Source organism: Staphylococcus equorum, assembly GCF_029024965.1.
GTDB lineage: Bacteria > Bacillota > Bacilli > Staphylococcales > Staphylococcaceae > Staphylococcus > Staphylococcus equorum.
The window spans coordinates 2,335,353-2,347,194 of record NZ_CP118982.1 but is presented as its reverse complement, the minus strand read 5'-3'; the positions used below and the strand labels follow the sequence as shown (position 1 = coordinate 2,347,194).

Annotated in this window: 10 protein-coding genes; 5 read left to right on the top strand and 5 right to left on the bottom strand. The window is 34.3% G+C overall.

Going from position 1 to position 11,842, the window contains the following annotated elements; genetic code table 11:
• Positions 1 to 70: 70 nt before the first annotated feature.
• The gene (locus PYW44_RS11475; RefSeq protein WP_021339674.1) at positions 71 to 1,699 is read left to right on the top strand and encodes a ribulokinase; all 1,629 of its coding nucleotides are present in this window, start codon (positions 71 to 73) and stop codon (positions 1,697 to 1,699) included.
• Positions 1,700 to 1,783: 84 nt separating this feature from the next.
• Here PYW44_RS11475 and PYW44_RS11470 read toward each other — a convergent pair whose 3' ends face one another.
• From PYW44_RS11470 to PYW44_RS11460, 3 genes are all read right to left on the bottom strand, one after another.
• On the bottom strand, positions 1,784 to 3,007 hold the full coding sequence (locus PYW44_RS11470) for an Nramp family divalent metal transporter (protein ID WP_002508490.1): 1,224 nt from the start codon (positions 3,005 to 3,007) through the stop codon (positions 1,784 to 1,786).
• Between the two features lie 16 nt (positions 3,008 to 3,023).
• Positions 3,024 to 3,968: an agmatinase family protein gene (locus PYW44_RS11465; protein WP_002508489.1), complete on the bottom strand. Its 945-nt coding sequence runs from the start codon at positions 3,966 to 3,968 to the stop codon at positions 3,024 to 3,026.
• Positions 3,969 to 4,244: 276 nt separating this feature from the next.
• Entirely contained in the window at positions 4,245 to 5,489 is a 1,245-nt protein-coding gene (locus PYW44_RS11460; RefSeq protein WP_002508488.1) for a Glu/Leu/Phe/Val family dehydrogenase, read from the bottom strand.
• Positions 5,490 to 5,776: 287 nt separating this feature from the next.
• On the opposite strand from PYW44_RS11460, the gene PYW44_RS11455 reads away from it, so the two are divergent.
• Together PYW44_RS11455 and mmuM are read left to right on the top strand one after the other, a co-directional pair.
• On the top strand, positions 5,777 to 7,114 hold the full coding sequence (locus tag PYW44_RS11455; protein ID WP_021339673.1) for an amino acid permease: 1,338 nt from the start codon (positions 5,777 to 5,779) through the stop codon (positions 7,112 to 7,114).
• Entirely contained in the window at positions 7,115 to 8,017 is a 903-nt protein-coding gene (gene mmuM, locus PYW44_RS11450; RefSeq protein WP_002508486.1) for a homocysteine S-methyltransferase, read from the top strand.
• 87 nt (positions 8,018 to 8,104) lie between these two features.
• Here mmuM and PYW44_RS11445 read toward each other — a convergent pair whose 3' ends face one another.
• A complete protein-coding gene (locus PYW44_RS11445) occupies positions 8,105 to 9,112 on the bottom strand; it encodes a fatty acid desaturase (protein WP_002508485.1) in 1,008 nt (335 codons plus the stop codon).
• Positions 9,113 to 9,530: 418 nt separating this feature from the next.
• Here PYW44_RS11445 and PYW44_RS11440 point away from each other — a divergent pair, with 418 nt between their 5' ends.
• On the top strand, positions 9,531 to 10,016 hold the full coding sequence (locus PYW44_RS11440) for an SRPBCC domain-containing protein (protein ID WP_002508484.1): 486 nt from the start codon (positions 9,531 to 9,533) through the stop codon (positions 10,014 to 10,016).
• A gap of 102 nt (positions 10,017 to 10,118) precedes the next feature.
• Here the strand turns inward: PYW44_RS11440 and PYW44_RS11435 are convergent, their stop codons facing one another.
• Positions 10,119 to 10,355, bottom strand: a complete 237-nt coding sequence (locus tag PYW44_RS11435; protein ID WP_002511796.1) for a hypothetical protein — start codon at positions 10,353 to 10,355, stop codon at positions 10,119 to 10,121.
• A gap of 458 nt (positions 10,356 to 10,813) precedes the next feature.
• Between PYW44_RS11435 and PYW44_RS11430 the strand changes: the two genes are divergently transcribed.
• Positions 10,814 to 11,770 carry an NAD-dependent epimerase/dehydratase family protein gene (locus PYW44_RS11430; RefSeq protein WP_021339672.1) on the top strand — a complete coding sequence of 319 codons (957 nt, stop codon included), beginning with the start codon at positions 10,814 to 10,816 and terminating at the stop codon, positions 11,768 to 11,770.
• Positions 11,771 to 11,842: the final 72 nt, after the last annotated feature.

Below are 11,842 nucleotides of genomic sequence, written 5' to 3'. Positions count from 1 at the left end.
TTTTAGAGAATCTTAATTATGATTTAAGAAAGCGCTTTCTTTCGTATGGGAAGATCTGGAGGGTTAAAGTATGGCTTACAGTATAGGGATAGATTTTGGAACAGGTTCAGGTAGAGCCTTTCTTATAAATACAGAGAATGGTGAAATTGTAGAGCAATTTATTAAAACATATACACATGGCACGATAGAAGGAGAACTTGATGGTCAAAAACTACCTCAAAGTTATGCATTACAAAATGCGAATGATTATATGGAAGTCATTGAAGAAGGCATTCCAGCTATTTTAGCAAAAACACAAATTGCGCCAAACGAAATTGTCGGTATCGGTATAGATTTTACATCGTCAACTGTGGTATTTGTGGATGGAAATATGGAGCCTATTCATAATAAGGAAGGATTTAAAGATAATCCACACGCTTACGTTAAATTATGGAAGCATCATGGTGCGCAAGACGAGGCAGATGTATTATTTAAGACTGCACTTGAAGAGAAGAATCGTTGGTTAGGCTTTTATGGCTTTAATGTGAGTAGTGAGTGGATGATACCTAAGATTATGGAAGTAAACAATAAGGCGCCTGAAGTGATAGCTGAGAGTGCGTATATTATGGAGGCGGGGGACTGGATTGTCAATCGACTCACTGATCAAAACGTCAGATCAAATTGTGGCTTAGGGTTTAAATCGTTTTGGGAAGCGGACACAGGATTCCATTATGATTTGTTTGATAAAGTAGATAATGATTTATCTACTATTGTAAGAGAGAAAGTGGAAGCACCGGTCGTTAATATAGGTGAAACTGTAGGTAAGGTTAGTCAGACAATGGCAGATAAACTGGGACTTTCACCAGAAACGCAAGTTAGTCCATTTATTATAGATGCACATGCAAGCTTATTAGGGATAGGTTCAGAAAGAGATAAAGAAATGACTATGGTTATGGGCACAAGTACATGTCATTTAATGCTTAATAAAGAACAACATAAGGTGCCTGGTATTTCTGGTTCAGTTAAAGGTGCCATTATTCCAGAACTTTATGCATACGAGGCAGGACAAACTGCTGTAGGTGACTTATTTGAGTACGTGGCGAAACAAACGCCGTATGATGATGTCAAAGAGGCGAAGTTACGCGATATTTCAATTTTTGAATTATTAAATGAAAAGGCCGCTAAACTATACCCTGGCGAAAGTGGACTTATCGCATTAGATTGGCACAACGGCAATAGAAGTGTACTTAGTGATAGTAATTTGAAAGGTTGCTTATTTGGCATGGGATTACATACGAAACATGAAGAAATTTATCGTGCGTACATGGAGGCAACCGCATTTGGTACTAAAATGATTATGCAACAGTATGAAGGATGGCATATGGAAGTGGATCATGTATTTGCTTGTGGTGGTATTCCTAAAAAGAATACATTACTCATGGATATCTATGCGAACGTGCTGAACAAACGAGTGACGGTTATTGATAGCGAATATGCACCAGCAATTGGCGCAGCTATTTTAGGCGCAATATGTGGTGGGGCGCATACGGACTTTAGTGAGGCGGTCGAAGCAATGAAAGAACCCGTATTATATACTGTTGAACCTCAACCGGATAAAGTGGAAATCTATAAAAAGTTATTTAACGCATATCAATCACTGCATGACTTACATGGCTATAAAAAAGCGAGCATTATGCGTGATGTTGCAAAATTGATGTAAGAGAATTAAATGTTTAATTAAAATAACCCAGAAGTAATATATCAGTGATGATACTTTACATCTGGGTTATTGTTATAAATAAATTTAGCCTGAAATGAAACTTGTTATAGCATCGATAAAACTATAGATACCTAAGAAGGAAACGGTTAAAACAACGAGTCCTCCGATAATATTGAGCCAAAGTGTATTTACAAAGCGGCCCATTAGATTTTTCTTATTAATAATAATAAAGATAAGTATTGCAATAATAGGTAAAATCATACCATTTAACGCTTGCGCAATAAGTAAGACTTGAAGCGGTTCAAAACCAAGTGCTGAAGTAATAATTCCAATAATGATAATCACAACAAAGACAAGTTTGTATTTCTTGCTTTGCATGCCGCCTTTCCAACCGAGTAGACTACTAATTGTTGCAGCGGCACCCGTTGGAGAAGCAATGGCTGATGACAGACCTGCAGCGAATAACCCAACACTAATCACTATAGGTGCAGCATCGCCAAGAACAGGTTCTAACGGTCCAGCAAGTTGAATGACACTTGATACTTCTTCACCTTTAATTAAAGTGGCTGCTGAAATTAATATTGCAGCAGAAATCACACCACCGACAGTAATTGAAATAATTGTATCCCAACGTGCAAATTTCAACTCCTTAACACCATTAAAACGTTCGTGTACAGCTGTTGAGTGGATAAAAAAGTTATATGGCACAACGGTTGTACCGATTAGAGCGATAACAGTAAGAATAGAACCATCTGGTATTGTTGGAATGAAGGCACCTTTTAAAATGCCCATAACATCTGGTTTTATAACAATCATCGTAGTGATAAATATTGCGCCCATGATAACCATAAGTACAAGCATAACTTTTTCTAAAAATTTATAGTTACCAAATAATCCAATGAGTAATATAATAACGCCGATAACTGGAGCAACCCAATTCTCAGGTAAATTAAGTAAGTAAGATGCCCCAAGTGAGGTTCCAATCAAGTCACCACTAATATAGGCAGCACACCCAATGGTTACAGCAATGAGTGTGAACCACACGATGATTAGCTTACCAATTTTATTAGAAAATAAATCTTGAATTGCTTCACCTAAGCCTTCACGTGTAACGAGAGATAAACGAATAATCATTTCTTGTAACACGATCGTGGCGATGATTGAAAAGACAACTGCCCATAGTAAACTATAGCCAAATCCTGCGCCACCTTGAGTCATGGTTGTTACTGTACCAGGGCCAATGAATGAAGCAGTGATAATCATACCAGGGCCAAGCGATCGTAAAATCTTACCCGCGTGTTTAAACATTTAACCACTCCTCAGATTATTTTAATTTATTTAAATAAGCGACGTGGCCAGCAAGTACATATAATACTGCTGTAGAAACGAAATGGGCAGAATTCTGATTGGCATCTTTCATAGGATAAACTTCTACATAATCCATACCACATAGGCCGAGCGCACCAAATTCGTGAATCATCGTTAATAATTCATAGGACGTTAGACCATTACCATCGACAGGTCCACCTGGATTATAAGCGAAATCCAATACGTCACTACATATTGTTAAATATACGACATCTACATCGGCACTTGCTTGAGCGTAGATGTCACGGGCAAACTGTTTTATATTATTTGATTCACGGATATCATTGATTGTTATCGTTACGGCACCAGCTTCTTCAGCGTAACGTCCTGTTGATGGATGATTTCTCGGGCCGTGAATACCAGTGTGAATAATGCTTTCGTTACGTACACCGTCTGTTTCATAAAGTCTCATGAAAGGTGTATTACGGGCATAAGCTTCACCCTCATAATCTGGCATATTATCATAATGTGCATCTAAATGAATGATGCCGACTTTTTTACCAGTTTCTGTTAATGATTTAAGAATAGGATAAGTGACACCGTGTTCGCCGCCAAAGCCAACTAAGAATTTTTCACTTTCCCATAGTTTTTTAGTGAAATCTGTAATGTTATCATAGCTTTCTTTATTGTCATGAGCGACAAATGGCACATCACCGACGTCCCCCATAGATAAGTGTTCACTAATATCAATGTGGTTTAGTTCTGGTAGATATTGACTGTAACGTGCAGAGGACAGTCTAATTTGCTTTGGACCAAGTTCTACACCTGTATAATCTCCCCAAGTGCTTTCGCCTTCAAAAGGTACTCCATATACAATTACATCTGTATCTAAAGTATTTGATTGATTTAAATTTTTACTATTTAAAAAACATGGTGTATTCCCATAAATGTTATTTTTCATAATTTATATCCTCCCCTTTATTGTAGATAATTATATAGAGTATTTTTTTATTTTTCAAATAAATCAGAAAATTCACTGATTGAATAATTCAAAATATATATGAATTAGAGGATTATTTATAAATTTTTATTAGATTATGAAGAGGAAAGGGTGGGTGAAAAGGATTAGGAAGAATTGTTGGAAGCTGTATAGATAAATATAATAATAAAAAGCCACACCAATGAAGGTGTAGCTTTTGAAAAGACAATGTTTATCACATTGATATATTGTGAAAATTTATGCCCAACCACGGAAACGTGTAGCTTCAGCTGTACGTTTGATACCTACAACATAGGAAGCTAAACGCATATCCAATTTTCTACTTTCAGCTAAGTCATAGATTTTATTGAATGCTTCTACCATTTTTTCACGGAGTAGACTGTTTATTTCTTCTTCAGACCAATAATAGCCTTGATTATTTTGTACCCATTCGAAGTAAGAAACAGTTACACCACCAGCACTCGCAAGTACATCAGGTATAAGTAACACACCACGTTCTGTTAATATACGTGTCGCTTCTTTTGTCGTAGGACCATTCGCTGCTTCTGCAACGATGCTTGCTTTAATGTCATGTGCGTTTTCTTCAGTAATTTGATTTGATAATGCAGCTGGGATAAGAATATCACAGTCGACTTCAAATAATTCTTTATTAGGGATGACGCCCTCAAATAAGTGTGTAACACGGCCATGTTTTTCTTTAAGCTCTACAAGCTCGTCAACATCTAAACCATCTGGATCATGTAAAGCGCCATAACTTTCAGAAATAGCTACAATTTTTGCTCCCATATCATGTAAGATTTTGGCAATAAAACTACCAGCGTTACCAAATCCTTGAATCGCAACACGAGACCCCTTGATATCAATGTTTCTACGTTTAGTTGCTTCTTCAATAGTAATTACAGCACCAAGCGCAGTGGCACGGTTACGACCTTCTGAACCACCTAAAGAGAGTGGTTTACCAGTGATGAAGGCAAAAGCATTTGAACGATTAATTTTACTGTATTCATCCATCATCCAAGACATGATTTGTGGATTAGTATAAACATCTGGTGCTGGGATATCACTCGCAGGACCTACGAATTGTGATATAGCTCTAACAAAACCACGAGATAGATTTTCAAGCTCTTGATTACTCATTTGACGTGGGTCACAGATGACGCCGCCTTTACCACCACCAAATGGTAAGTTAGTAATACCACATTTCATCGTCATCCACATTGCAAGTGCCTTAACTTCTTCTTTATTTACATCAGGATGGAAACGTACGCCACCTTTAGTAGGACCAACAGAATGATTATGTTGCGCACGGTAACCGGTAAAAGTTTTAACAGTACCATCATCCATGCGGACGGGTATACGGACTTCTAGTATTCTTAAAGGTTCTTTGATTAAATCATACATGCCATCGTCAAAGCCTAATTTATGTAATGCTTCTTTTGTAATTTCTTGGGTAGATTTCACTAAGTCATTATGTTCTGTCATTATATTTTCCCCTCTATCTATTACTTATAATATTTGTACTTACTTATCTATAAATGTTATAGACTTTACGACTGAAAATCAATACTAGAGATTGAATTTTTATAAAAGTTTGAAAATTCAGTGAATAAATAGATGAAATTCTCTTTGAAAACGAAAGAATCATTAAAGACAATATATATGAGCGGGAAGTGAATTGAGAAAAAAATACATTGACTAAATTTTCAGAAATTAATAGAATGAATAATTATATTTAAAAAGTGTAGAACTTGAAGATAAGGAGAACATTAATGGAACAACCATCATTTAAACGTGCAATGAAACAACGTCATCTTATGTTACTTAGCTTTGGTGGTGTTATTGGAACAGGATTATTTTTAAGTTCTGGATATACTTTGCAACAAGCAGGTCCATTTGGAACGGTACTATCTTATTTAATTGGCTCAATTTTAGTTTATCTCGTTATGTTATGTCTAGGGCAATTAGCGATCAAACATCCTGTTACAGGTGGATTTCATACATATGCAAGTCTTTACATTCATCCATCTGTTGGATATATCGTAGCATGGTTTTATTGGTTAACTTGGACCGTAGCATTAGGTTCTGAATTTACAGCAGTGGGTATTTTGATGCAGAAATGGATGCCTGAAACCCCCGTTTATATTTTTGCTACGATTGCAATTATATTAATTTTATTATTTAATATTATATCGACACGGTTTTATGCAGAAGTTGAATTTTATTTTTCTTTAGTAAAAGTTATTGCGATTATCGTATTTATTATTTTAGGTCTTTTGGTAATTATCGGATTTATTCACTACGATGGTTATGGAGGTTTAAACACAATTGCTGATAGATATACGAATCCTACTTTTCCTAATGGTATAGGTTCTGTGTTTTTAACAATGCTAGCTGTGAATTATGCATTTAGTGGCACTGAATTAATCGGCATTGCTGCTGGTGAAACAGAGAATCCTGAAAAAGTAATACCCAAAGCGATTAGAGCAACGTTATGGCGTCTTATTGTCTTTTTTATAGGTACGATGGTTATTATTTCTATTTTAATACCAAGTTATCAAGGTAAGTCATTAGAAAGTCCATTTGTTGTTATTTTTCAAAAAATGGGAATCCCTTATGCGGGTGACATTATGAATTTAGTGATTATAACAGCTTTGTTATCTGCAGCTAATTCAGGGTTATATGCTGCGAGCAGAATGATTTGGAGTTTGTCGAATGAAGGTGTGTTTCCTAAATGGTTTGGAAAGCTAAATAAACATCATATGCCAGTGAATGCAACATTATTTAGCATGATTGGTGGCTTATTGGCTTTATTTTCTAGCGTGTATGTAGCAGATACATTATATGTAATTCTAGTTTCAATTGCTGGTTTAGCAGTTGTTATCGTGTGGATGAGTATCTGTATTGCATATTTTAATGCTAAAAAAATTGACCGAAGCTTAAAAGTACACCAATCGATTCCAATTATTGGGTTTATATTATGCTTAATTTCTTGTGTTGGAATGCTTTTTGATCCTAATCAAGCACCTGCACTTTATTTCGGGCTACCATTTGCAGCGATTGCGTTAATTTATTATTTTGTTAAATTTAATAAGAAAAGAGGAGTATAGATGAGACTGTTAGAAAAAGTGAAAACACAATCTCCAATTGTCTTAGATGGCGGACTAGCAACTACATTAGAACAAGCTGGTTGTGATTTGAATTCTTCGTTATGGTCTAGTGAAGTACTTAGACATCAACCAATTAAAATAAAGCAAGCCCATCAAGATTTTACAAATGCAGGTGCCGACATTATTTTAACAAGTACATATCAAGCAAGTTATCAAACATTTACAGATATAGGAATGCAGAATGAGGAAATTGATGACCTTTTTACAATAGCGGTAGAGCAAGTTATGGATGCAACAAATAATAATCAAGTGGTTGTAGGTAGTTTGGGTCCATATGGCGCATATTTAAGCGACGGCTCAGAATATACAGGGAATTATGTAATAAGTCGAGAAGCCTATTTTAAATTTCATGAACAACGCATAAACGCTTTGATTTCAAGAGGGATAAATGATTTTGTGTTTGAAACTGTTCCTAATTTTGAAGAGATTCAAGCAATTATAGAAAATATTATACCGAGTTATACCGAAGAACAAACATTTTGGATCTCTGTAACTGTCGATGACACAGGAAATTTATCAGATGGAACAGAATTCGAGAAACTAATTGATTATATTAAACAGAAGGGCACTATTATTCCGATTTTTGGTATTAACTGTTCTTCAGTTAAAGGAATCAATCGATCATTAGACAAAGGATTAGCTAGTTTGAGTCAGACAATTGCGTTGTATCCTAATGGAGGTTCTCATTATAATGCGGATAGCAAAAAATGGGAAAATGATGCTAACAGTGATGAAATTATTGAACAAGTTCCGAAGTGGTTAATGGAAGGTGTTCAAATTATAGGGGGATGTTGTCAAACAACACCAGAGGACATTAAAAAGATTAAACATAGCATGAGTTAACTAAAATTGAAGTTTCAAAATAGAAAAAGGAGAAGTGCTTGGGTTAACAAGCACTTCTCCTTTGTTGTTTGTTTGAATATTAAGTGTTTATGATGGTTGTTTATTTCTAAGTGAAAATTCTTTAAAAGTGATAAAGCGTTTATGACTTTTATCATATAATTTGAATTTTAATGATGTCAGACTTTCTCTAAGCGTAATAGATGTTGCATGATGTAGAGGTGTAACAGTTTCATGTGTTTCCTCTAAAGAGTAGTTAGGAATTCTAGGATTCAAATGATGTACATGATGATAACCTATGTTTCCTGTAACCCAATGTAGTACTTTTGGTAATTTATAGTACGAACTACCATCAATTGCTGCTTTTACATAGTCCCATTCAGAAGCTTCTTCGAAATAAGAATCTTCAAATGTATGTTGGATGTAAAATAACCAAATACCTAACATGCCAGCAATGAAGATCATTGGTGCAAATACTGCAAAGAAATGACCTACGCCTAATAGATAAATTAGACCACCGTATACGACTAATAATAAAATGTTGTTCATCCAAGTATTGATACGTTCTTTCTTTTTAGCGTCTTTAGAATTAAAGCGATTAGAAATAAATACTAAGAAGAACGGTCCTAATACAAACATCACAAGTGGGTTACGATAAATTCTATACGTTAAACGTTGGAATTTAGATGCTTCTGTATATTCTTCTACTGTCATAACCCAGATATCACCGATACCACGTTTTTCTAAATTACCGCTACCAGCATGGTGAATTAAATGTTCTCTACGCCATTTTCTGTAAGGAAACAGCGTAAGGAAACCAGTTACGTTTCCGAGTAAATCATTGTGCTTTTGTTTTTTTAAATATGATCCGTGACAAGCATCGTGAAAAATGATGAATGTTCTAATTAAAAATATAGACGCGAATATACTACTAATAATTGCTAATGACCAATGCACATTATATAAAAGTCCGCTTACTACTAAAATTGCAATAAGAGGAAGTAATGTATTTATAATTTGTATTGTACTTTTTGTGTAGTTAGTTTTTGCGAAAGGTTTTACCATTTTGTTCAACATCTTTTTCTTATCTTTTTCCATATACACCTAACTTTCTTTTACTGAATAAGTTGAAAATAGAGTACATACTCTCACCAGTATTTCACTAAGTGTATATAAATAAATAGAAATTTACAAACATTTATACAAAAAAATTGAAAAATTTAAAATAATGAGAAATTTGAAAACGCAAAAGATGCATTAAAGAAGGGAGTGAAGAGAAAAATATAGGTAAATTTAATTCTCTATTGCAGCTAATTAAATGGTCATGGATAGCGTCATTTCAGTTTTTTACTCATATTAAATTTGGTTGAGACACATAATAAATATATGTGAATTAGTAATAGTTTATAACGAAAAAGGGTAAAACGTATTAAATGAGTCTAGGTAAATTAGCATGAAGAATTAAGAATTTAAATTTTTCCTAGATAATATTTGAATTGAGAGGAGAACTTTAAATATGGAAACACAATATTCAAAAGATGGACAAGGCGTTTATCAAACATTGCAAATAGATATAGATGGAGATAAGGAAACGATATTTAATTATTTGAGTACTACTGAAGGAATACAGCAATGGTTTCCACAATTGTCATTTGAAAAAAGAGAAGTGAATGGAAAAATGTACTTCCATTTAGAGGAAGAAGACGATTTAGAAATGACAATCACACATCTTGAAGAAAATAAGACGATTGGCTTTACATGGGATATTGGGAATGTGAAGTTTGAATTAAATAACAAAGTTCAACAAACGGAACTAACATTTATTGAATATTTACCATTTGAATTTCCACACATCATCATAGATTTTGCAGGTTGGCAATTCCATATGGAAAGTATAAAAAGTATTGTAGAAACGGGGAAACCGCTCAATTCTCAAAATTATGATTTTGATAGTAAAAATGAAGTTATCGAAGCGCAAATAAAACTAGAAAATGACAAGTAAAAAAGCTGCTTATCGCATACAAAAAAGACGATCTTATAACTAAAAGGTCGTCTTTTAAATATATTTGGAAATTTAAATCATTTTAAATTTTTATAAATGAATCTACATTGCTATTAGAATCCAAATAATACCTATTAAAACGAGTACACTGAAAACAAGTAACACGATGGCTAGGGTTAGTACTTTATGTGACTGTTGCTTTACGCCTATTCTTTCGTTTTCGCTACGCTTCGCTTGTTTACTTTGGTCAATTTCAGCTTTACTTTCTTTAAAACAAAAATAACTTAAAACTAATGACATGATTAAAACAGCGAATAAAATAATGATTAAATAAGTCATTATGTCATCCCTCTCACTGCATATTTATTTATTAATAATATCAGTTATTGTTCAAAATATACATTAAAGTACTTGTTATTGAGATGAATTTTGTGAAAGTGGTATAGATGATCAAAATATCTATATTAACAGGGTATTAAACATTATGTTTGCATAGCTAATGAACGGAACTCAATTATACTGTGTGTTCAATCCAATAATATAGTCTAAGGTGTTAAAACTAAATTGGCAAAAGTTTAGTATGTTGGTGCATTAACCCCCTAGCTATTAATGGTAGCAAGGGGGTTTTTTACGTTTGAATGAGTGTGTTTTAAATTTAAAATACTAAAACATTTAAAAAATGTACACTCAATGTATACAATAAAGCGCTTTTATTGTATAATTTAGTTGAAAATAAGGACTGTGTATGCACGAGAAAAACATTACAGTTTCTGTAATGCACAAGGGGAGATAGAAATATGAAAAAAATTATGATTACAGGTGCTTTAGGACAAATTGGAACCGAACTCGTAGTGAAATGTAGAATGTTATATGGAAATGATAATGTTTTAGCTACAGATATTAAACAACCAGAAGCAGATTCAGCGATTGTAGATGGGCCGTTTGAAATATTAGATGTTACTGATAGAGCGCGTATGTTTGAGTTAGTTGAGACATTTAAGCCAGACACAATGATGCATATGGCAGCATTATTGTCAGGCGTTGCTGAAAAAAATCCATTATTTGCTTGGGATTTAAATATGGGTGGTTTAATGAACGCTTTAGAAACAGCACGTGAACACAACTTGCAATTCTTTACACCAAGTTCAATTGGCGCATTTGGACCTTCAACACCTAAAGTGAATACACCACAAGTGACGATTCAACGACCAACGTCTATGTATGGAGTGAATAAAGTTGCTGGAGAGTTATTATGTCAGTACTATTTCGATAAATTTGGTGTCGATACACGTAGTGTGAGATTCCCAGGTTTAGTTTCTCACATAAAAGAACCAGGTGGCGGTACGACAGACTATGCGGTAGATATTTATTTCAAAGCTGTGAGAGAAGGTCGTTATACTAGCTTTATCGAAAAAGACACATATATGGATATGATGTATATGGAAGATGCTATAGATGCCATTATTCAACTTATGGAAGCGGACGGCGTTAAATTAATTAATCGTAATGCATATAACTTAAGTGCAATGAGTATTGAACCAGAAATGGTGAAAGAAGCAATTCAAGAATTTTATCCTGAGTTTCAATTAGAATATGATGTAGACCCAATAAGACAGTCTATCGCGAATAGTTGGCCAAACAGTATAGATGTTAGCTGTGCACGTGCAGAATGGGGATTCAATCCACAATATGATTTAACTAAAATGACTCAAACGATGTTAAAGGCTATAGAAGATAAAGAAACAGTAAGATAATCTAATTTAAAGCCCTCACTCATACAGTAGTGGGGGCTTTAAGCTTGTAGTCTTCGCTTAGTGCTTTTACGC

Excerpts from the sequence above, each read along its gene's own strand:
- PYW44_RS11435 (WP_002511796.1), bottom strand. The coding sequence starts at position 10,355 with ATGACTTATTTAATCATTATTTTATTCGCTGTTTTAATCATGTCATTA.
- PYW44_RS11470 (WP_002508490.1), bottom strand. The coding sequence starts at position 3,007 with ATGTTTAAACACGCGGGTAAGATTTTACGATCGCTTGGCCCTGGTATG.
- PYW44_RS11430 (WP_021339672.1), top strand. The coding sequence starts at position 10,814 with ATGAAAAAAATTATGATTACAGGTGCTTTAGGACAAATTGGAACCGAA.
- PYW44_RS11460 (WP_002508488.1), bottom strand. The coding sequence starts at position 5,489 with ATGACAGAACATAATGACTTAGTGAAATCTACCCAAGAAATTACAAAA.
- PYW44_RS11465 (WP_002508489.1), bottom strand. The coding sequence starts at position 3,968 with ATGAAAAATAACATTTATGGGAATACACCATGTTTTTTAAATAGTAAA.
- PYW44_RS11440 (WP_002508484.1), top strand. The coding sequence starts at position 9,531 with ATGGAAACACAATATTCAAAAGATGGACAAGGCGTTTATCAAACATTG.
- mmuM (WP_002508486.1), top strand. The coding sequence starts at position 7,115 with ATGAGACTGTTAGAAAAAGTGAAAACACAATCTCCAATTGTCTTAGAT.
- PYW44_RS11475 (WP_021339674.1), top strand. The coding sequence starts at position 71 with ATGGCTTACAGTATAGGGATAGATTTTGGAACAGGTTCAGGTAGAGCC.
- PYW44_RS11455 (WP_021339673.1), top strand. The coding sequence starts at position 5,777 with ATGGAACAACCATCATTTAAACGTGCAATGAAACAACGTCATCTTATG.
- PYW44_RS11445 (WP_002508485.1), bottom strand. The coding sequence starts at position 9,112 with ATGGAAAAAGATAAGAAAAAGATGTTGAACAAAATGGTAAAACCTTTC.